Consider the following 21,775-nt stretch of genomic DNA (forward strand, 5'->3'; position numbering starts at 1 on the left):
GCGAAGCGGCTGGCCGCGCTCCTTCCGACGAAGGGAAAAGCATCGGAAATGATGTCAGAATATCCCCGGTTGTAGGGTATAGGGTGACCGCCCGGCAGCGCCCCGCTATCCAGATCAGCCATGGGGAAGCTCGATTCGGACACCGCAGCAGCAAACGCGATCACCGACTATGCTCAGGAATGGCTGACCGTTCCCGAAATGTTGCTCGACCGGGTTCAGAGCGACCCTGACGCGGTCGAACAGCAATTCCGCACGCTTGATGCAGCGCATGCATATCGCGCCCATTCGCTCGTGAATATCGACGCTCTGGCGTTACTCGTCGTCGATCCTGCCACGCAGCAGCTTCTCTTTTCTTCCGGATCCCCGCTCCCCGACCCCCGCGGCCTGATCGACTGGGACACGGCGGGAACGGCTCTGCAGGGAAGGACGATGCAGTTGGCCCAGGTAGCCGACCAGGCTGATCATCCTCTCCTTGTTTATGTTCCGGGCCATGAGGCGGTGGCCTGGAACCTGCCGGATAATGTGCACCGGGCACTGGAAGACGCCCCCGGGCGCTGTGTGCTGGTCGCGACCACGTCGGCAGCATCCCAGAAGCCGCTACGCCGCGCTTGCGCGGCGTTCGGGATGACAGGCCTGGAGACCCGCGTGGTTGAAGCGACCTTGCGAACCGGAAGCATCCGCGCCGGCGCCGCGGCCGCAAAGCTGAGCTATGCCACCGCACGCGAAGCCATGTCGGGCGCACTGGCAAAGGTCGGAGTTACCCGCATGCCCGGCCTGCTCCATCACCTATCGCTGCTGGCGCTCGGTATCTTCCCCAACGGCGGCGAAGCGATCGAATTGTTGACCGATCGCTGGGGGCTGAAACCGCGTCAGGCACAAATTGCCATGCTGCTCGCCCAAGGGCTGACGCGGGCTGACACGGCGCGGGCGATCGGCACCTCGGAAGCGACGGTCAAGAAACAGGCCGACATTGCGTTCCAGACGCTCGGCGTTTCTGGGGCCGCTGCGCTGGCCCGATTGATGAGCGTCGTCACGGCACTTCAGGCCCTGGCCGACGCAAGCCATGGACGGATCGGCTGGATCGATGGCCATGCCGAACCGCTTCGCTTCGTCCATCGCCCCGGCGGCGGGCGGATCGCCCTTTCGGACTATGGTCCCGTCGGCGGCCGCCCGGTCGTCATCCTGCACAGCAGCATGACGACGCGGCATCCACCGCGCCACCTGGTCGCGGAACTGATGCGACACGGCTTCCGCGTCCTTGCGATCGATCGCCCGGGATTCGGCATGACCGTTATCGATGAAGAAGGTGCTGCGAGCGGTTTTTCCGATCCCTTTGAACCCGCCGCGCACGATATGAGGACCGTCCTCGACCGCCTCAGGATCGACCGGGTCGACATAGTGGCTCGTGGCGGAGCGCAGGTTGCAACCGCCTTTGCGGGACTGTTCCCCGATCGATGCGGGGCAGTCGTGCTCGTCAATCCCGATCCGCCCTCGACGCGCGACAAGCGGCGTTGGGGTGTGCTGGGCTCGTTCAAGGAAGCCTATTTCCGGCGCCCCGAGCTGATTCTGCCGGCCTCCCGACTGATCGCGCGGGCAATGACGCGCAGTTTCCTCGCCAAGGCGCTTCATAAATCGATGCGCGGAAGTCCTCCCGACGAAGCCCTGCTCGCCGACGAGCAGGTGATCGACGATTATTATCGCGCCATACGCATGTTCACGACGGGTCGGCTCGCCGGATATGTCCGCGAACAAACCGCTCTCGCGCAGGGACAGGCCGGCAATTATCCTGTCGATGGGCGCGGTTGGGCCGTCCTGCTCGGCGGGCATGACACGCTTTCGGACCCCGCTACGACACTGGCCTATTGGAAAGAACGACTCCCTGCCGCCGATTTCGAGGTTTTCGAGGATCAAGGCCGCCTGTTGGCCTACGCAGCGCCAGCTCTGGTCGTTCAGAGACTTGTCGATCGCGGTAACCACGGCCTTTGAAAGGCGAAGTATCGCCATAGCCGATTTTGATTCGAGAAATGATATAGATTTAGGCGGTGAGACAAAATAGCTGTGAGCCTTCTAAATCGACGCGGTTGCCGAAGCTGTGGAAGCTGAATGACGACATTATCCGCCTTTTTCTTCTTCATCAGTCAGCATTCACTGCTGTCGCTGCCGCTATGGATTCTCGCGGGATTTGCGCTCGGCAGCACGGTCAGCGCGCTGCGCCGGAACCCGGCGTGGACGGCGCTGAGCGTCGTCGGGTTCGTGATCGGTTTAGCGAATATCTTCCTCGGCTCGATGGCCAATGCCATGTTCCTCAACGCCTATGGCACCTATGGGACGGCGGTGATCACGCATGAGGAGGAAACCAGTTCGCAGCTCAACGACGCGAATATATGGGAATATGACGCCGTAGTCCGCACAGCGGACGGACAGGACGTGAAGACCGGCTTCGACACGATGTCGGCGAGCCTTTATCCGCCGCGCAACGCGATCGAAATCCCGCCCAAGGGCGAGCGGTTCGTCGTCAAATATATTCCCGGCTACGAACGCAACATCGCGATCATGCGCGATGAATCGCCCTTCGGCAAAAGACTGTTGCTCCGACGCGCGCTCGAACCCGTCGAGCGGGCAGCCGCTCAGGTTGAAGCGAGCCCTGACAACGAAGATTTCCGCCGCGAATATCGTAAGGAGATAGAGGCATTCCTCGCAGGCTTCGCCGACACTGGGCCACCCGACCAGATCGACCATTATCGCAGCGAGCTGAAGCGCCTCAACCGGTAACCCACAAAGTTCCAGATTTTTGACGCAGTTGGCCGTTACTAGACGGTCCGCTCCTACGCGAAAATAATGAGAAGCGGACATTTGGACCTAAAGGCGATCGGGTTGTCGGCTTCTTGGCGCATCCTATCGTGACTCGAGCGACGACAAGCGGAAAGCTTGCAGCTAGAGTATCAATCGATGAAACCGATCTTCCTTCTCGCGGCGCTGGGCGTCGGAATCCCGCTCGCCGCGTCAGCCCGGGTTGCTGAAAGCTCCGATCCCGAGCGCGTCGATGTCGTCGATGCCATCGAATGCCGGCTCGACGCGCCTACCTACAACGGCTTTGCCTTGGGGCTGAATGGCGAGGAGAAGATCGCCGGCAAGCGAGGCTGGGTGCCGGTCAAATCCGAGAACTTCTTGATGAACGAATATGAACTGCCCGCCCCAATCACCGTGGCTGGCCGTTATAGCACGCGCCGCATCGCATTCACGTCCAGCGGCGTCGTCGCCATCCTCGAACTCGCTGATCCCGCCGTGCTCGCACGGCAGCAGGGAATCGAAAACGCGGTTGATCCCAACCCGGTGATCGCAGCCATGATTACATCGGGCAAGGCCACCCGTCAGGAAATCGAGGCGGCAACAAAATCCCGAAAATTCCTTGGCGAAAAAATACTCGTCGACCGCACCGAGCCCGCGACCGCTGAGGAAAGCTTCGGCACGCACACTGTTATCGGACTGAATGTTTCGAACGTCGTCAGTCACCCGGGCAAGACGCTTTACGGCTGCTCCTATCGGATCGAGGTCATCGACAAGGACGGCAAACCGTTGTGAGGCAACGCGCCTCGCATCTCTTGGGCAATGGAGCTTGAGCGTTGCGCTTGAGATCTAGTCGAGATCGCCCGGATGGCTATTGGACTCTAAGCTGCAACGCTTGCCAACTGGCCCCTGCAGGACTGATGCAGGCAACGACGAACGCGACGCCCAAGCCACGATCGCCGCGGCTGATCCAGACGGCGAGACGCAGGCGTCGGCCAGCGATTGCCATGCGCCTCCCTTGGGAACTAGTCGCCCCGGCCGGACTACTTCGGCTCCATTACCACCGCAAACAATCGGTCAAGGTTCGACTGCAGATCCTGGACGTAGGGGTTTTCGGCATATCTCGGGAGCCCGAGGGGCAAGCTCATACTCTCATACATGGCTGAAGCCTCGCCGTCTGTCAGGAGGCCTCGCTTACGCAGGATGTTGGCGAGGCTGACAATTCCGTTGATCGCGGAAACGTCCGACGCCTCGTGAGCCGCAATGAGGTTCGCTGCGACGAGGTCGGAAATATCGTCCATATCGAATCTTTCTATCCAGCTCGCTACAGGAAAGCGCGGTGAAGTGGCATGGCATGATCGGAAACATATGACGCCGCCGGTCTTGGGCCGGTGGCGCCCCTGCCATTTTCTTACGATCGTCCCTTCCGGGCCTTGCGCGCGGCGTATCGCAAATCTCTCGCCGTTTTCAGTTCAGCGTCACTGAGGACGCGGGCCGGTGCGGCGAGTGAAGCTTCAGCGGCGAGATGATCCTCGTCTTGCTTGGCACGCTGCGCTGCTTCCTTAGCCGCTTGCGCCGCGTTCTTTACCTGCTGGGCGGCAGCGCGTTTGACCTGCTGCGCTTCCTCCTTGGCAGTTCGGCTTGCTATGCGCCGCGCTTGCTCGGCGGGATCAATGGGTGCCTTGCTGTTCAGCTGGGCGAGCGCTTTGGTTTTCGCACTTTGCGCGATCGCCATGCGGTCCTGAAAACTTGGCTCTTTGTAACCTCGCATCATATGGTCCTTCTCGGTTGCCACGTACTCAATCGACCATTGCGGCGACGAGAAGACGAAGATCTTCCGTTGCCAACCGGCCTTCGCCAGCTTGTTGCGTAGAGGCGCGATGATCTGAGGTGTCGTCGGTGGAAATTTTGGTCATGGGGAAGCTGTGTCCGCTCCCGTGGTAATTATGCATATTGTCCTCGGTCCGCGGCTTTCGCCGCGCTCATTTATTTTCTGAAATTGGTGCGCCGTTTCGCCGAGCCTGCCTGGCTGGCGTCGCGCTCACGAAAAACAATCCGACCCTTCGTAAGATCGTACGGCGTCATTTCGAGATGCACCCGGTCGCCCACGACCGAGCGGATGCGAAATTTGCACATCTTGCCGGCAGTGTAGGCGATAATCTTGTGCTCGTTATCGAGCCGGACGGCGAAGCGTCCGTCGGGAAGAATTTCCTCGATGATGCCTTCTATCGTCAGCAATTCTTCTTTGGCCAATGGCTTGAATCCGAAGAGTATGCCCTGCTTCTGCGTGTGACGCTTTGGGCGTCCACGGTGCGGGCTAGGATAATGCAGATACTCGATACAACGGCGGATTGCTCCCCTGCCAGAAGTCATCGAGATGGTAGATGCACCTCAGGGATCGTTATGGGCTGAACCCATGGCAATTAGCCTAGACGATATCGGAATGAGCTACCGCATGGCGGATAGTCTGGCCATCACACGGCCACGCCATAGGAGAAATTGCTGACGCATATTAAATGGCGGCGAGCGCTAAAGCAGCCCGCCGCCAGTAGATCATGCAGCCTGAAGATTCACCGCAGAGGTCTTGCCTCGTTGATCGGTCTCCAGTTCGTACGATACGCTCTGATCTTTCTGGAGGGTATGCATACCCGCGCGTTCGACGGCCGAGATGTGCACGAATGCATCCTGGCCACCGTCGTTCGGCGCGATGAAGCCATAGCCCTTGTCGGCGTTAAAAAATTTCACGGTTCCGGTAGTCATATGGGTATCCTTTATCCCAAGTATGACGGGCATACGCCAACAGCGGCGCATCCCGGCTTTAGTAGTGCTAGAAAGGGATAAAGGGGTGGAATAAAGCTGCCGATTATCCGTCGCATGCGACGTAAGCAGAGCCCTAGTACCGGAAAAATTTTTATTTGCAAGTCAATTCTGGATTTTAACAGGATGGCCGTTCGCATTATTTAGCGAGCGGGCAGAGAATTAGCTTTTCAAGAGGGATATTTGACCAGCGCTTTTTGACGCTCATTTCCCACTCAGCGAGTATCTGAGCGCTCCATAGTGGCCGCTTTGAGACCGTCCGTTTTTTAGGCGTGAAGCTAAGATTGCGGGCATTGGGCGCGTTGCCGCCGCGATGACGTGAATCGACCGCAATTGTCACTCCGCCAAAAGCTTGCTTCGAGCTTCGAAGGCCGGTCACTGTGCCTGATTGATTACGGCTTCGATCCGATATCCGTCCGGATCGAATACAAAGGCGGCATAGTAGCCGTGGCCATAGTCCGGGCGAGGCCCGGGCTTCCCATTGCAGCGTCCGCCATGCCGCAGCGCGGCGGCATGGAAGAGATTGACATGCTCCGGGTCGGTCGCGGCGAACGCCAGATGAAAGCCTTCGCCGGGAACCTTCACCCGATCCTCAAGATTCAGAAGCAGTCTGTCGTCCTGTCCGGCATAGCCATAGCCTACGGCTTCATCTCCGGTGAAGACACGTGCATAGCCAAGCGGGGTGAGTACCGCATCGTAAAAGGTGGCCGCGCGATCCAGATCGGTCACAGCAATCGAAATATGATGCAGCATATGTTGTCCCTACCTGTGATGGCCGTTTGGCATGACTTATCATGGCAGCTTTTCCCTTTTGCGAGGCAGAAAATAGGCAGGCCGCACGCCATCCCGTTCCGGCCTTTCACCTGCATCTGGCGCGCCAGTCTGCCTTACCGCTGGACCTGGCCGGTATGAGACGGTCCGCTTTCAGGTGGAATAGCTGTGAAGCGGACATTCTCGTAATGGTCAGTGCTGATCCGAATAGATCTCGACTGGATCGATCACCGCCCTCCGAAGCGTTTCGTCAGGACAAGACTGATCCTGCGTGGATTGGGCCAGTTAGTGTATGGTTCGAACCCCAGATAGCCATTCCGGATCACCGGCGGACGCCGGTTGAAGACATTAGCCGCAACGAGCTGCACCTCGGCATCGGCCAAAGCGGGAGACTAAGCGAGGCGGCCGAGATCGAACCCGAGAAACAGCGACGCGGTCCTGTAGGAACCGACCTCGGCCGGAGTGACAACCGGATGATTGTCGGTGATACCATCGACTAGTTCGCAACTGAACCGATCGAAGAGCCCCCGAAAGCGGCCTTCAATACCCCGGAACGACGTAGAGCTCACTCGGTCCACGCGTAGGGGCCGATGACCGTGCCGATAAAGCCGCCTGCGCGCCTAGTGCTAAGAAAGCCGGCGTCGAAATCGCCGACGAGTGTCGCCTGGGTGCCGCCGGCCGCATAGTCGAATGCCATCGTGCCGCCGTTGGCGCGGATGGTCAGTGTGACAGGCCACCCCGGATCGATCGACGCTGAGGCGACCAGTGTGTCGATCTTTGCGCGGTCACGCATATAGAGCGCGATCATCGGCTTCCCGGAGATCCGGGTCAGCCCGAAGAAGAGGAAGGATTCATCGCTCTGCATCGCGGCCAGCCCGGCGCGGCCCCCATCTTTTTCCGGCATATAGCTGAGGGTGGTCGAGATGGTCGCGACATGATGCTGCTGGCGGCGTCCGACGAAGGCTGGCACCCCCTGCCGGTCGCCCATCGGCGCACCGCTCTCCATCACCAGCGCGCCTTTTTCCAGCCGATAGATGGGTTGCTTCGGAGTGCGGACGCCGATCCACTGCATGGCAAGGGCCGCGTCGTCGAACGTGTCGACATAGGAAAAATCGCCCGACAGCGGCGGCTTGCCGGGCCGGTCTGGGGGCAATTTCGGGCGCGGGGCGACGAAAGCGATGCGCTCGTCGTCGGGCAGGATATGCGGCCAGCCGTCGCGCCATGTCACCGGCAGCAAGAATGTCTCGCGCCCGATATTATACATGTCGTCGGCATAGGGGCGCGTGGCTAGAAAGGTCGCCCACCAGTCGCCGCCCGGCGTCTGCACGAATTTGGCGTGACCGGCGGAGGTCACCGGATTGGCGCGCTTGCGATCGAGCGTGCGCTGGCTGAGGATCGGGTTTCCGGCATAGGGGACATAGGGTCCGCGCAGCTTTTCGGATCGCAGCACGACCTCGCTGTGATTATCGCCGGTGCCGCCTTCGGCCGCGATCAGATAGTAGAAGCCGTCCTTTGCGATGATATGTGGCCCCTCGATCCACACCGGCTTCTTGCTGATGTCGACCCCGCCATTGACCAGCTGCGTACTCTCGCCGACCATCTTGCCAGTGCGCCAGTCGAACTCCTGGATCCAGATCGCGCGGTGGCCGTCGTAACGCGGCGGCTCGTCGGGGGCGCGGTTGTTGACGATATAGGCCTTGTCGCCTTCCCAGAAGATCGACGGATCGATCCCCTCGAACGGCAGCCAGATCGGGTCGGACCATGGCCCCGCCGGATCCTTTGCCGTGATCACGAAATTGTCTTTGCAGCCGACGCAGGTGTTGACGATGTAAAAGACACCGTCGTGGTACGAGATGTCGGGCGCGAACACCCCCTTCGACACCGCAAGCCCGGTGAAATCGAGCTGGCCTGGCCGGTCGATCGCATTGCCGATCTGGTTCCAGGTCACCAGGTCGCGGGAATGGAAAACCGGCAATCCGGGGAAGTGCGTGAAGGTCGAGGTGACGAGATAATAATCCTCGCCGACCCGCGTGATCGAGGGATCGGGATAATAGCCCGAAAGTATCGGGTTGCGATATTCGCCTGGTCCGACCTCGACCTGTTCCTGCGCGCGGCCATCATAGCGGAACTCTTCGAAGCGCGCCGGCGTGGCCGCAGCCGAGGTGCCCGCAAGCGCCACGATCGTGGCGGCCGCAAGGTTGCAACCATTTCTCATCTTCGCCTCCACCCTGTCCTCCCGGTGACGCAACGGCGCCGCTGGATTACATACACAAAATAAAAACTCAGACAAATAGTTGATCATCCTGCACGAGCCGATAAACTGCTCCGCATAAACTTATGCTGGCGATGGAAGCCAGACGCAGGGAGGTGGACTTGCAGATCGTTTCTTCACGCCAGCCGAACGCAGCCTCGGCGCCGCGCCGCCCGTGGTCCATATATTTGATAATCCTGTCCTTTGTTGCGCTGGCGACCCCCGCAACGGCAAGCGCACAGCCCAGCCCGCGCGAGCGCGATTCGATCAACGTCGGATGGCGCTTCACGATGGGTGACCCTGCAGAGACGACCACCGACCTTCGCTACGACGTGCGCCCTGCCTATGATGACAGCGGCGACGGCAAGGTCGCCGACGCCCGCCCCGACGAGGCCCAACGGACGGCCGACGCCGGGTTGAAGGTGCTTAAGCGCTGGATCCTGCCAACCGCCAATCCCTTCATCAAGGACCCGGCCAAGCGCCATGTCCGCCCGTCGGGCAACCCCGGCGGCGATGTTTCCTATGTCCAGCCCGGTTTCGACGACAGCGGCTGGACCAAGGTCGACCTGCCGCACGACTGGGCGATCGCCGGACCGTTCATCACCGAGGGCCCCTATGGCGGCATGGGGCGGCTGAAGAGCTGGGGCGTCGGCTGGTATCGCCGATCGATCGATGTTCCCGCGGCCGATGCGGGCAAATCCATCTTCCTCGATGTCGATGGCGCGATGTCCTATGCCACCGTGTGGCTCAACGGAAAGATCGTGGGCGGCTGGCCCTACGGCTATAACAGCTGGCGGGTCGACCTGACGCCCTATGTCGTCCCCGGCGGCAAGAATGTGCTGGCGATCCGCCTCGACAATCCGCCCGCCTCGGCGCGCTGGTATCCCGGCGGCGGTCTCTACCGCGACATCTGGTTGACCAAGACCGCGCCGGTGCGCGTCGCGCAATGGGGCGGCACCGTCACCACGAGCGGTGTATCCGCCCGGTCCGCACAGATCGCCCTGCGCCTCGCTATCGACAATGCCGGCAATACCCCAGCCGCTGTCTCCGCGACGACCGAGATTTATGCACTCGACGCCGCCGGCCGCCGCGGAAAGGCCGTCGCACGCATCACCCATGGCCCGGGCCAAGTGGCGGCCGCTGGCGGCAGCCTGACCCTCGAGGGCGGCACGACGCTGCTCCGCCCGCGACTATGGGGTCCGCCGCCGACACAGGCGCCGAACCTCTATCTCGCGGTTTCCACCATCCGGCATGCCGGACGCGTCACCGATGTCTATGAAACGCGCTTCGGTATTCGCGAAGTCCGGCTCGATCCCGACCGCGGCATGATCGTCAACGGCGAGCCGATCCGCATCCAGGGCGTCAACAATCACCACGACCTCGGCGCGCTCGGCGCCGCCTTCAACCGCCGTGCAGCGCAGCGCCAGCTGGAAATCCTGCGCGAGATGGGGACGAACGCGGTGCGGATGAGCCATAATCCCCCCGCCCCCGGCCTGCTCGACCTTGCCGACGAGATGGGCTTTGTCGTAATCGACGAAGTGTTCGACAGCTGGGAGCTCAAAAAGACCCCGCTCGATTTCCACCTGATCTTCCCTGAATGGCACGAGGCGGACCTGCGCGCGATGATCCGCCGCGATCGCAACCATCCGTCGATCATCCTGTGGAGCGTCGGCAATGAGGTCGGCGAGCAATATAGCGGCGAAGCCGGCGCAAAGCTGACCCGCGACCTTGTCGCCATTGCGAAGGACGAGGACCCGACGCGGCTGGCCACCGTCGCGATGAACTATTCGAAGGCCGATATGCCGATGCCGGGCGCGGTCGATGTCGTCAGCCTGAACTATCAGGGCGCGGGCATCCGCGGCATCGTCGGCCAATATCCCGCCTTCCGCGAAAAATTCCCCGACAAGCTGATCCTGAGCAGCGAAAGCGCCTCGGCGCTCAGCAGTCGCGGCGAATATCTGTTCCCCGTCGCGGGCGCGATCAGCGGACCCGTCCGGCCCTGGTCGGGCGGCGATCCGAAGACGCATCAGGTCAGTGCCTATGAGCTGCACGCCGCCGACTTCGGATCGGCGCCCGACCGGGTATTCGCCAGCGACGACCAGCACCGCTATGTCGCCGGCGAATTTGTGTGGACGGGTTTCGACTATCTGGGCGAGCCCACCCCTTATTATACGTCGCGCAGCTCCTATTCGGGGATCGTCGATCTTGCGGGTTTTCCCAAGGACCGCTTCTGGCTGTACCAGGCGCGGTGGCGGCCCGACCTTAAATTCGCGCATATCCTGCCGCACTGGACGTGGCCGGGGCGCGAGGGGGAGATCACGCCGGTCCATGTCTTCAGCTCGGCCGACGAGGCCGAATTGTTCGTGAACGGCAAGTCGCAGGGCCGGATCAAGAAGCGCGACTTTGAATATCGCTTCCGCTGGGATTATGTCGCCTATGAACCCGGCGAGATCCGCGTCGACACATGGAAAGCGGGCAAGCCTTGGGCCAGTTCGAGCGCCAAGACAGCCGGCCCCGCCGCTACGCTGCAACTGAAGCCCGACCGCGCCGCGATCGCCGGCGATGGTAAGGATTTGTCCTTCGTTACGCTGCGCGTCGTCGACACCACTGGGACGATGGCGCGAACAGCGAAAAATCCGGTTCGCTTCAGCATCGAGGGGCCGGGCGAGATCGTCGCGACCGACAATGGCGATCCCACCGACATGACGCCCTTCCCATCGCGCGAGCGCAAGGCGTTCAACGGCCTCGCGCTGGTGATCGTGCGCGGCGTGCCGGGCCAGTCGGGCACGGTGACGGTCCGCGCCGAGGCCGAAGGACTTGCTCCCGCGAGCGTCACGCTCCGGACCGGTCAGGCGAAGGGGAAGCCTGCCGCCCGTTGAGCGTTAATTCGCGGCGGCCGGCATCGGACCCAGATAGGACGGCGCGATCGGGCCGCGCCCCGCGACGATCCGCTGGAGCACGACATTGTCGTCGAGCCGCCAGACGCGAACGACATGCCGTCCGGCGCCGACGTCGGGAAAGCGCGCCGACAGCAGGACGGCATTCTCCTTGACCGCCTGTGTCCAATTGCGCTGATCCGCGCGCTCGCCGCCATCGGTCGTCGGATCCATATGGTGGACCAGTTCGCGCATCGGGCCGTCGTCGATCGACACCCCGATGCGCTGGGTGCGTTTGCCCGACACATCGAGCGTCGGCGCCAGATGGAGTTGCAGCTCGAGTTCGCCCGCCACGGCGAACGTAAACGGATAGTCCAGCCGCACATCGTCCTGCTGCTCCGTCGGCCCGCGCCCCTGCGGCAGCGCGACGACTGCGCCCTTGGTGCGGCCGAGATGCGGGATCGCCTGCCAGCGCAGGCCCTTGCCCGCGTTCGATTGCGCGAAGTCGACCGCCTCGATCGCGATCGCAACCTCGGCGACCGGTCCGGCGACGAAGCGGATCGGACCCGCACTGCCAGCGACGCGCGACACCGCGGGCATGGTCTGCACCTTCGGCTGCTGCCAGTCGGTATAGCCGATGTGCGTCTGCAACATCATGCCATCCCATTTGCCACCGTTCAGCGTATGGTAGGCGTCGGCAATCTCCTGGTCGCGGCGATAGGCCGCCTCGGCGCGGTCGGCGAAGACATTGGCGCGCCGATCGCCCGCCGCGGCCAGTTTGCGGTTCCACGCGACGGCATAATAGAGGCGGTAGAGATTGCCGAGCGCGAGGACCGGATGTTCGACCAGCTGGAAAAAGGCGTCGCGCTGCGCGGCTGGGAGCGCCGCCTTCGCGCGCATCATGTCGGCCTCCAGCGCATCCCATTCGGCGACCATCGCGCCGAACTCGCCGCCGTCGAGCGTATCGGCGGTCACCCCGCCGAGCGCGAAGCTGCCCGGATCGATCAGCTCGGGCTTCCGCCGCGCCGCAAGCTGGCCATAGCGCGTGATCAGCGCGGCGATCGGCTCCGCCTGCGCGGCACCAAAGGTCGCCGCCGCCCATTGCCTTGGATAGGCGGCGAGCGCCTCGGCGGTCATCGCCTCGGGATCCCACGCCTGCTTCATGAAATATTGCAGCGGATATTCGACCGGCTTGATGTCGCCGACATTGACGATCCACATGTCGCGCGCGCCCATCGCATAGGCGAGGTCCATCTGTTGCCACGTCTTTTCGATCTGGACGGTGTTCAACCACTTATAGTTGCGCGGGCCGCCGACATAATCGAAGTGATAATAGACGCCGTAGCCGCCCTTGCGCGGTGTGCTGGCGGCGGGAAGCCGGCGGATCTGGCCCCAATTATCGTCGGCGAAGAGCAAGGTGACGTCGTCGGGCACACGCATTCCCTGATCGTAATAATCCTGCACTTCCTTGTAGAGCGCCCAGACCTGCGGCGTCCGGTCGGCTGGCTTGCCGGTGACCTCGGCGATGATGCGGCGCTGGTCGCGGACGATCGTCTCGAGCAACTGCGTCGCGGTCCCCTCGGCCATCGCCTCGTCGCCGTCGCCGCGCATCCCGACGGTGACAAGGCTTTCATACCCCTTGCCGTCGCCCTTCGACATCATCCGCTCGATCCCGCCGCGCCAGAAGCTGCGCAGGTTCGCGGCGTTGCTGGCATAGTCCCACGCACCGCCGTTGATCCCCTTGCCGGTGTCGCGGTGCCATTCGTCCTGCGCCCGGGTCATCGGTTCGTGATGCGAGGTGCCCATCACCACGCCCATCGCGTCGGCGACTATCTTGTTCTGCGGATCGTCGTCATTAAACGCCTTGGGCGCCCACATCGCCGGCCACAGATAATTGCCCTTCATCCGCAAAAGCAGCTCGAAGACATGGGCATAGGCTCTGGAATTCTGGCCGCCGAACTGCTTTTGGGTCCAGCTTTTGAACCCCGGATCCTCGTCGTTGATGAAAAAGCCGCGGTAACGCACCTTTGGCTGGTCGATGCGCGCGCCCGCGGTGACGTACAGGTTGGCGCGGCGGACGACGGGCACGTCGGCCCACCAATAGAGCGGCGACACGCCGATCTTTTCCGACAGGTCGTAAAGGCCGAAGGCCGCGCCGCGCCGATCGGCGCCAACGATGATCAAGGCGCGGCGGACCCCCGGCCAGGGACGGTCGACGACGACCTGCCGATACGCCTCCCATCGGCCGGTGAGGTCGCGCACGGACAGCTTGCCGTTTTCCACCAGCGCGTCGATCGCGGCGCTTTCGCCGAGCACCCCGGCAATCACGACGTCGCCGTTCGCCTTCGCCGGATCGGCGGCGCGGCGCGGCGCCGTCCCGCTCACGCGCTCCAGATCCCTGGCAAAACCGTTCGCCGCGATACGCACCGCCGAATCGGATGCCGCCTCGACGATCACCGTTGCCGGACGCTCGCCGGCGATCAGCGTAAAGCTGCCGTCACCGGCACTGGGGCAAATTGATACGGGCGTCGAACAGGCAAGGGCCGGCGGCGCCCACAGCAAGGTCGTGACCGATCCCGCCGCGCCCAAGATATTCCGCATAAAATCCCTCCCATCGCCGTGCGCCAATTTGATAGCGCTATCATTTTCGATGCTATAGCTGTGCGGGTCGTCCGGCAAGTGTGCGCTTCTCACTTTTCGTGTGTCGCAATATGCCCTCTTGCTTCTGCGGCAAAGAATGATAGCGCTACCTGAGGAAGCCGGCCGTCGTGGCGGACCGGCATGTCAAATATCGAGAGGAGCGCGTGGCATGAAGAGTTTCAACGGCATCGCTTTTGGCGCCGCGCTGGTCGCGCTGGCCAGTGTGTCGGCTTGTAGCCCGGGCGATCAGACGGCCGCCGAAAGCGAAAAGGCGGGAAAAAAGGCCTATCTCTCGCAGCCGCTCGTCAGCGACATCTATACCGCCGACCCCTCGGCCCATGTCTGGGACGGCAAAATCTATGTTTATCCCAGTCACGACATCGACGGCCCCACGCCCGAGGACGATCTCGGTGCGCATTTCGAGATGCGCGACTATCGCGTGCTCAGCATGGACAGCATCGGCGGTCCGGTGACCGTCCATCCCGTCGGGCTCGACGTGAAGGATGTACCCTGGGCCGAAAAGCAGATGTGGGCGCCCGATGCCGCGTTCAAGAACGGCACCTATTATCTCTATTTTCCGGCCAAGGACAAAGAGGGCGCCTTCCGCATCGGCGTCGCAACGTCGAAATCGCCGGTCGGTCCGTTCAAGGCCAATCCGCAGCCGATCAAGGGAAGCTTTTCGATCGATCCGGCGGTGTTCACTGACGACGACGGCAAATCCTATATGTATTTCGGCGGCATCTGGGGCGGCCAGCTGCAACGCAACACGACCGGCACCTATGATCCCGACGGATCGAAAACCGACCTCAAGGCCCCCGACAAGCCCGCGCTCGCGCCCAAGATCGCACGCATGGCCGACGACATGACCGAGTTCGCCGAAAAGCCGCGCGATGTCGTGATCCTCGACAAGTCGGGCAAGCCGATCCTCGGCGGCGACGGCGATCGCCGCTTTTTTGAGGCGTCGTGGATGCACAAATATAAAGGCAAATATTATTTCAGCTATTCGACGGGCGACACGCACTATCTCGTCTATGCGACGGGCACCTCGCCCTATGGTCCGTTCACCTATCAGGGCCGTATCCTTGAACCCGTCGACGGCTGGACGACGCATCATTCGATCGTCGAGTGGGACGGGCGCTGGTGGCTTTTCTATGCCGACACCCAGCTGTCGGGCCAGACGCGGCTGCGCAACGCCAAGGTCACCGAGCTGTTCTACAATCCCGACGGCACGATCAAGACGATCAATCCCTTCGTGAAATAAGCACGGTGTTCCTAGGCATCGATATCGGCACCTCGGGGGTGAAGGCGGTCGTGCTCGACGAGCATGGCGCGGTCGTCGTGCAGGGCACCGCCGCCCTCACCGTCCAGCGCCCGCAGCCGCTGTGGTCCGAACAGGACCCCGACGCGTGGTGGCAGGCAACGACCGCGGCGGTGCGCGCGATCGACCCCGCCGTCCGCCGCGCGGTTCGGGGCGTCGGCCTGGCGGGGCAGATGCACGGCGCGACGCTGCTGGGCGCCGACGACCGGCCGTTGCGGCCCGCGATCCTGTGGAACGATGGCCGGTCGGCCGCCGAATGCGCCGAACTGGAAGCGCGCGAGCCCCGGCTCCGCGCAATTTCGGGCAATATCGCAATGCCTGGCTTCACTGCGCCCAAACTGGCTTGGGTTGCGGCGTACGAACCCGAAATCTTCGCCGCGACACGTACCGTGCTGCTACCCAAGGATTATGTGCGGCTGCAGATGACCGGCGAAAAGGCGTCCGACATGTCCGACGCCGCGGGCACCTTGTGGCTCGATGTCGCGAAGCGCACGTGGAGCGCGGACCTGCTCGCCGCGACCGGGCTATCGGCAGAGCATATGCCGCGCCTGGTGGAGGGAACCGAGCTTACCGGCAAACTGCGCGCCGACGTTGCCGAGCTATGGGGCATGGACGCCGTTCCCGTGACCGGCGGCGGCGGCGACAATGCCGCTGGCGCGGCGGGCGTCGGCGTAGTGCAGGATGGCGACGCGCTGCTGTCGCTCGGCACCTCGGGCGTGACCTTTGTCGCGACGCGCGACTTCCGCCCGAACCCTGAGCGCGCAGTCCACGCCTTCTGCCATTGCCTGCCCGATCTCTGGCATCAGATGTCGGTGCATCTGTCGGCGGCGGCGTGCATCGACTGGGTCGCGAAGCTGACCGGTGCGGCGGGCGCCGCCGAGCTGTTCGCGCGCGCCGAAAGCAGCGGCCCGGCCAGCGGCCCCGAAATCTTCCTCCCTTATCTGTCGGGCGAACGGACTCCGCATAACGATGCCGAGGTCCGCGCCGGTTTCCTGCAACTCGACAATGACACAACCCCCGAACGCCTTGCGCAAGCGGTGCTCGAAGGCGTCGCGTTCGCGCTCGCCGACGGGCTCGACGCGCTGCGCGACGCGGGAACGCGCGTCGACCGGCTGTCGGTAATCGGCGGCGGCGCGCGGTCGCGCTACTGGGGCGAAACACTCGCCGCGGCGCTGGACGTCGAACTCGTCTATCTAAAAGGTGGCGAAGTCGGCCCCGCGCTCGGCGCCGCGCGGCTGGCGCAGCTCGCGGTCGATGGCGGTTCGCCCGCCGATATCTGCGTCGCCCCACCGGTGGCGCACAGCATAGCCCCCGATGCCGGGATCGCCGAGCGGCTGGCGCCCAAGCTCGCCGCCTTTCGCACCGCTTATCCGCGCATCACCCCGCGCACCCCTTGACCATGACCTTTCCCCTTTGATCAGCTGAACGGATTTTCGCCATGACCGACTATTTCGCCGACATTCCCACGATCCGCTTCGAGGGTCCCGATACCGACAATGAGCTGGCCTATCGCTTCTACGACAAGGACCGGGTAGTGCTCGGCAAGCGGATGGAGGATCATCTGCGTTTCGCCGCCTGTTTCTGGCACACATTCTGCTGGCGGGGGTCCGATGTGTTCGGCGCGGGCACCTTCAGCCGCCCCTGGCATCGGGGAGCCAACGACAACGCCGCGGCAGCAGAGAAACGCGCGGCCGCGTTCGACTTCTTCAGCCGCCTCGATATTCCCTATTATTGTTTCCACGACGTCGATGTGATGGCCGACGCGAGCGGCGTCGCCGAGCATCGCCGCCACTTCGCCGAAGCGGTCGACGATCTGGAGCGGTTGCAGGGCGGCACGGGGCGTAAACTGCTCTGGGGCACCGCCAATCTGTTCGGCGACCCGCGCTTTGCCGCGGGCGGCGCGACCAATCCCGATCCCGAAGTCTTTGCCTTTGGTGCGATGCAGGTACGCGATGCCTTGGAGGCAACGCATCGCCTGGGCGGCGCCAACTATGTGCTGTGGGGCGGCCGCGAGGGCTATGAGACGCTGCTCAACACCGACCTCAAACGCGAACTCGACAATCTCGGGCGTTTCCTCAGCCTGGTGGTCGAGCATAAGCACAAGATCGGCTTTACCGGCACGATCCTGATCGAGCCCAAGCCGCACGAGCCCACCAAACATCAGTACGACTTCGACAGCGCAACGGTGTACGGATTCCTCAAGCGCTACGGCCTCGAAAATGAAGTGAAGGTCAATATCGAGGCGAACCACGCGACGCTTGCCGGCCATACGTTCGAGCATGAAATCGCGATGGCGAGCGCGCTCGGCATCTTCGGATCGATCGACGCCAACCGCGGCGACCACCAGAATGGTTGGGACACCGATCAATTCCCCAACTCGGTCGGGGAACTGACGCTGGCAATGGTCGAAATCCTCCGCGCCGGCGGCTTCACCACCGGCGGATTCAACTTCGACGCCAAAGTGCGCCGCCAGTCGATGGATGCGGTCGACCTCTTCTATGGCCATATCGGCGGCATCGACACCGTCGCGCGCGGGCTGCTGAATGCCGCAGCGCTGATTGAGGACGGGCGTCTCGATGGCATCAAGGCCGAGCGCTATGCCGGATGGGACGGCGATTTCGGCCGGCAGGTGGCGGCGCTCGACCTTGCCGGTATCGCCGATCTTGCCGCCGAAAAGGCGATCGATCCTCGGCCGCGGTCGGGGCGCCAGGAACGGATCGAGAATCTGATCAACCGCTTCGTCTGACGCGAGGCTTTCCGTTGGCAAAAATGCGCGGGCGCGTCTTGTGGAAAGGCGCGCCCGCCCCTATTATGTCTGAGTTATTATCAAGGGGATTTTTGCGATGATCGATGGTGCGATGCTGGTCGGCAGCGAGGCACGCCAGGCGGCGACGCGGTTTCAGGGCTATGATCCGGCAACTGGCGACACGCTGATGCCCGACTTTGCGTCGGCCGGCGCCGAGGATGTGGCCGCCGCCTGTGCGCTCGCGCATGAAGCTGCGGCAGCCTATGGTACGACCGACCCCGAAACGCGCGCGGCGTTCCTTGAGGCGATCGCGAGCGAGATCGAGGGCATCGGCGATGACCTCATTGTCCGCGCGATGCGCGAAAGCGGCCTGCCCCGCCCCCGGCTCGAGGGCGAGCGCGGACGCACGACGGGTCAGTTGCGGCTGTTCGCGCAGCTGGTGCGGCAAGGCGACTGGCTCGACGCGACGATCGATCCCGCGCTCCCCGACCGCGCGCCGCTGCCCCGCCCCGACCTCCGCCGGATGAACGTGCCGGTCGGCCCCGTCGCGGTGTTCGGCGCCTCGAACTTCCCGCTCGCCTTCTCGGTCGCGGGGGGCGACACCGCCTCAGCCCTCGCCGCCGGCTGCCCAGTCGTGGTCAAAGGCCATCCCTCGCATCCCGGCACCGGCGAACTTGTCGCGCGCGCGATCCAGCGTGCGGTCGCCGCCAGCGGACTGCCCGCGGGCACCTTTTCCTATCTGCCCGGCGAAACCAACGCGCTCGGCGCGGCGTTGGTGGGCGATCCGCGGATCAAGGCGGTCGGGTTCACCGGATCGCGCGGCGGCGGGCTGGCGCTCGTCCGCATCGCCGCCGAACGCCGCGAGCCGATCCCCGTCTATGCCGAAATGTCGAGCATCAACCCCGTGATCCTCTTTCCCGCTGCGCTCGAAGCGCGCGGGGCCGCGCTCGCCGAGGCCTATGTCCAGTCGCTGACGATGGGTGCCGGGCAATTCTGCACCAACCCCGGATTGGTCATCGCGGTGAGCAGCCCGGCTCTCGACGCGTTTGTGAGCGCCGCGGGCGCAGCGCTCACGCGCAGCCTACCCGCGACGATGCTGTCGCCGGGCATACACGCCAATTTCGAAAAAGGCGTCCGCGCGCTGGCGGGGCATAGTGCGATCGAGACGGTCGCGCGCGGCGAGCCGGCGCAAGGCGCCAACCAGGCGGTCGGCGCGCTGTTCCAGACGAGCGCCGAGAATTTCCTCGATGATAGGGCGCTCGGCGAAGAGGTGTTCGGATCGTCGTCGATCATCGTCCGATGCCGCAACATGGCGGAAGTCGCTGACGTCGTCGCAGGGCTCGAAGGCCAACTGACCGCGACGCTGCAACTCGACGACGCCGACATCGCCGATGCACGCGCGCTGCTCCCGATCCTCGCCGACCGCGTCGGGCGCATCCTCGCCAATGGCTGGCCGACCGGGGTCGAGGTCACCCATGCCATGGTGCATGGCGGGCCGTATCCGGCGACGAGCGATGGGCGCACAACCTCGGTCGGGACGCTCGCCATCCACCGCTTTCTGCGTCCGGTCGCGTTCCAGAACCTGCCCGCAGCGTTGCTTCCGCCCGCGATTTCGGACGACAATGCGTGGGGTGTCGCGCGGCGCATCGACGGCCTGCGCGAAGCGTCGCCGCGATGATCCGCAGCCTGATCCAGTTCGACGACGGCGCGCGCGGCGTCGCGGCATGGGATGGCAGCACAGCCTATCGCGTCAATGGTGCGAGCAGCGCCCTCGCCCTTGCGCAGGCCGCGCTGGCTACGGGTGAGACACTGGCCGAGCACGCCGCCGGACGACTCGGCGAAGCTGTCGATCTGGCGCGCGTGCGCCTGCTGGCGCCGATCGACCATGAGGATGACGCGCATCTGCTAGTTAGCGGCACGGGCCTCACGCATCTCGGTTCGGCCGAAGGCCGCGATGCGATGCACCGCGCCGCGGCGGAAAACCCCGCCCCCACCGATTCGATGAAAATGTTCCTGATGGGGGTCGAGGGTGGCAAGCCCGCCGAGGGCGCGACCGGGGTGCAACCCGAATGGTTCTACAAGGGCGACGGCGCGATCCTCGTCGCGCCCGGCGATCCGCTCGAAATGCCCGGCTTCGCGCTCGATGGCGGCGAAGAACCCGAGATTGCCGGCATCTACCTCATCGCGCCCGACGGCACGCCGACGCGCATCGGCTTCGCGCTCGGCAACGAGTTTTCGGATCATGTTACCGAACGCGGCAATTATCTGTGGCTCGCGCATTCGAAGCTGCGTCAGGCGGCGCTCGGCCCCGAACTGCTCCTCGGCGACCTGCCTGATGAGATACGCGGCATCAGCCGGATTATACGCGATGGCGTAACCGTCTGGGAAAAGGCCTTTGCCTCGGGCGAGGCGAATATGTCGCATTCGCTGGCCAATCTCGAACATCATCATTTCAAATATGCCGGCTTTCGCCGCCCCGGCGACCTCCATGTCCATTTCTTTGGCACCGCGACCCTGTCCTTTGCCGATGGATTCACCGCGCAGCCGGGCGACCGGTTCGAGATCGAGGCCGCGCCCTTTGCACTGCCAGTGAGCAACCCGTTGCAGCAATCACCCGACGCCCATGTGACGGTGGCCACGCTATGATCGGCGTCGGGATTGTCGGTCTGGGCAAGATCGCTCGCGACCAGCATTTGCCCGCGATCGCCGCGAGTCCCGATTTCGCGCTGGCGGCTGTGGCCAGCCGCAATGCCCATGCCGAAAATGTGCCCGGCTATACCGACCTTGGCGCGATGCTCGCCGCCGAACCCGATATGCAAGCGGTCGCGCTGTGCCAGCCGCCGCAAGTGCGCCATGCGGCAGCACGCGCCGCCATCGCCGCCGGGCGCCATGTCTTCCTCGAAAAGCCGCCGGGCGCGACGCTGTCCGAAGTCGTCGATCTTGCGCGCACCGCCGACGCGGCGGGGGTGACTTTGTTCGCCAGCTGGCACTCGCGCTATTCCTCGGGGGTCGAGCCGGCGCGCCTATGGCTGGCAGGCAAGACGATCCGCAAGATCGATATCCGCTGGAAGGAAGATGTTCGCCACTGGCATCCGGGGCAGGACTGGATCTGGCAACCAGGTGGGCTCGGAGTTTTCGACCCCGGTATCAACGCCTTGTCGATCCTCACCCGCCTGCTGCCCGACGTCGCGCGGCTCGAGAAAGCGGTGCTGGAATTCCCCGAAAATCGCGAAGCGCCGATCGCAGCGCGGCTGACGATGCGCGCCGGCGCGGGTTTCCCGATTGATGCCGAGTTCGACTGGCGCCAGACCGGCCCACAGACCTGGGACATTATCGTCGGGACCGATGCCGGCACGCTGTCGCTGTCGCATGGCGGCAATGTGCTTCATATCGACGGCGCGCGAGTCGACCTGCCCGCCGAGCAGGAATATCCGACGCTTTACGCGCGCTTCGCGCAGCTGATCCGCGAAGGGCGCAGCGATGTCGATGTCGCGCCGCTCCGGCTGGTGGCCGACGCCTTTCTAACCGGCCAGCGTTGGTCTACGGAGGCATTTCAGGACTGAACGGAG

General features: G+C 63.6%; 18 protein-coding genes. 10 read left to right on the forward strand and 8 right to left on the reverse strand.

Annotation, left to right across the window (positions count from 1 at the left end):
• Positions 1-198: 198 nt before the first annotated feature.
• The 3 genes from V8J55_RS00055 (at position 199) to V8J55_RS00065 (ending at position 3,582) form a co-directional block, all read left to right on the forward strand.
• Entirely contained in the window at positions 199-1,986 is a 1,788-nt protein-coding gene (locus tag V8J55_RS00055; protein ID WP_336443818.1) for an alpha/beta fold hydrolase, read from the forward strand.
• 117 nt (positions 1,987-2,103) lie between these two features.
• The gene (locus tag V8J55_RS00060) at positions 2,104-2,772 is read left to right on the forward strand and encodes a hypothetical protein (protein WP_336443819.1); all 669 of its coding nucleotides are present in this window, start codon (positions 2,104-2,106) and stop codon (positions 2,770-2,772) included.
• Between the two features lie 177 nt (positions 2,773-2,949).
• Complete coding sequence (locus V8J55_RS00065) at positions 2,950-3,582, forward strand: hypothetical protein (RefSeq protein WP_336443820.1); 633 nt, start codon at positions 2,950-2,952, stop codon at positions 3,580-3,582.
• A gap of 248 nt (positions 3,583-3,830) precedes the next feature.
• On the opposite strand, the gene V8J55_RS00070 is transcribed toward V8J55_RS00065, so the two are convergent.
• The 7 genes from V8J55_RS00070 to V8J55_RS00100 form a co-directional block, all read right to left on the reverse strand.
• On the reverse strand, positions 3,831-4,088 hold the full coding sequence (locus tag V8J55_RS00070) for a hypothetical protein (RefSeq protein ID WP_336443821.1): 258 nt from the start codon (positions 4,086-4,088) through the stop codon (positions 3,831-3,833).
• A 110-nt stretch (positions 4,089-4,198) separates the two neighbouring features.
• On the reverse strand, positions 4,199-4,582 hold the full coding sequence (locus tag V8J55_RS00075) for a DUF6481 family protein (RefSeq protein WP_336443822.1): 384 nt from the start codon (positions 4,580-4,582) through the stop codon (positions 4,199-4,201).
• Positions 4,583-4,773: 191 nt separating this feature from the next.
• Positions 4,774-5,040, reverse strand: a complete 267-nt coding sequence (infA, locus tag V8J55_RS00080) for a translation initiation factor IF-1 (protein WP_336443823.1) — start codon at positions 5,038-5,040, stop codon at positions 4,774-4,776.
• A 300-nt stretch (positions 5,041-5,340) separates the two neighbouring features.
• Entirely contained in the window at positions 5,341-5,547 is a 207-nt protein-coding gene (locus tag V8J55_RS00085) for a cold-shock protein (RefSeq protein ID WP_136174113.1), read from the reverse strand.
• 432 nt (positions 5,548-5,979) lie between these two features.
• Positions 5,980-6,357: a VOC family protein gene (locus V8J55_RS00090; protein WP_336443824.1), complete on the reverse strand. Its 378-nt coding sequence runs from the start codon at positions 6,355-6,357 to the stop codon at positions 5,980-5,982.
• Between the two features lie 583 nt (positions 6,358-6,940).
• Positions 6,941-8,590, reverse strand: a complete 1,650-nt coding sequence (locus tag V8J55_RS00095; protein WP_336443825.1) for a glycoside hydrolase family 43 protein — start codon at positions 8,588-8,590, stop codon at positions 6,941-6,943.
• Between the two features lie 67 nt (positions 8,591-8,657).
• Positions 8,658-8,915 carry a hypothetical protein gene (locus V8J55_RS00100; RefSeq protein WP_336443826.1) on the reverse strand — a complete coding sequence of 86 codons (258 nt, stop codon included), beginning with the start codon at positions 8,913-8,915 and terminating at the stop codon, positions 8,658-8,660.
• 1 nt (position 8,916) lies between these two features.
• On the opposite strand from V8J55_RS00100, the gene galB reads away from it, so the two are divergent.
• Entirely contained in the window at positions 8,917-11,505 is a 2,589-nt protein-coding gene (gene galB / locus V8J55_RS00105; RefSeq protein WP_336443827.1) for a beta-galactosidase GalB, read from the forward strand.
• Between the two features lie 3 nt (positions 11,506-11,508).
• On the opposite strand, the gene V8J55_RS00110 is transcribed toward galB, so the two are convergent.
• Complete coding sequence (locus tag V8J55_RS00110) at positions 11,509-14,103, reverse strand: glycosyl hydrolase 115 family protein (protein WP_336443828.1); 2,595 nt, start codon at positions 14,101-14,103, stop codon at positions 11,509-11,511.
• Positions 14,104-14,311: 208 nt separating this feature from the next.
• Between V8J55_RS00110 and V8J55_RS00115 the strand changes: the two genes are divergently transcribed.
• The 6 genes from V8J55_RS00115 (at position 14,312) to V8J55_RS00140 (ending at position 21,769) form a co-directional block, all read left to right on the forward strand.
• Positions 14,312-15,403, forward strand: a complete 1,092-nt coding sequence (locus tag V8J55_RS00115) for a glycoside hydrolase family 43 protein (RefSeq protein WP_336443829.1) — start codon at positions 14,312-14,314, stop codon at positions 15,401-15,403.
• A gap of 5 nt (positions 15,404-15,408) precedes the next feature.
• The gene (xylB, locus tag V8J55_RS00120) at positions 15,409-16,857 is read left to right on the forward strand and encodes a xylulokinase (RefSeq protein WP_336443830.1); all 1,449 of its coding nucleotides are present in this window, start codon (positions 15,409-15,411) and stop codon (positions 16,855-16,857) included.
• Positions 16,858-16,898: 41 nt separating this feature from the next.
• Positions 16,899-18,206, forward strand: coding sequence for a xylose isomerase (gene xylA / locus V8J55_RS00125; RefSeq protein ID WP_336443831.1), 1,308 nt, complete (start codon positions 16,899-16,901; stop codon positions 18,204-18,206).
• Between the two features lie 97 nt (positions 18,207-18,303).
• Complete coding sequence (locus V8J55_RS00130; RefSeq protein WP_336443832.1) at positions 18,304-19,884, forward strand: aldehyde dehydrogenase (NADP(+)); 1,581 nt, start codon at positions 18,304-18,306, stop codon at positions 19,882-19,884.
• Entirely contained in the window at positions 19,881-20,852 is a 972-nt protein-coding gene (gene araD1, locus V8J55_RS00135) for an AraD1 family protein (RefSeq protein WP_336443833.1), read from the forward strand. Before V8J55_RS00130 ends, araD1 begins: the two co-directional genes overlap by 4 nt.
• A complete protein-coding gene (locus tag V8J55_RS00140) occupies positions 20,849-21,769 on the forward strand; it encodes a Gfo/Idh/MocA family protein (protein ID WP_336443834.1) in 921 nt (306 codons plus the stop codon). The genes araD1 and V8J55_RS00140 overlap by 4 nt, the downstream gene beginning before the upstream one ends.
• Positions 21,770-21,775 lie beyond the last annotated feature (6 nt).

The sequence above is a fragment of the Sphingopyxis sp. CCNWLW2 genome, assembly GCF_037095755.1.
GTDB lineage: Bacteria > Pseudomonadota > Alphaproteobacteria > Sphingomonadales > Sphingomonadaceae > Sphingopyxis.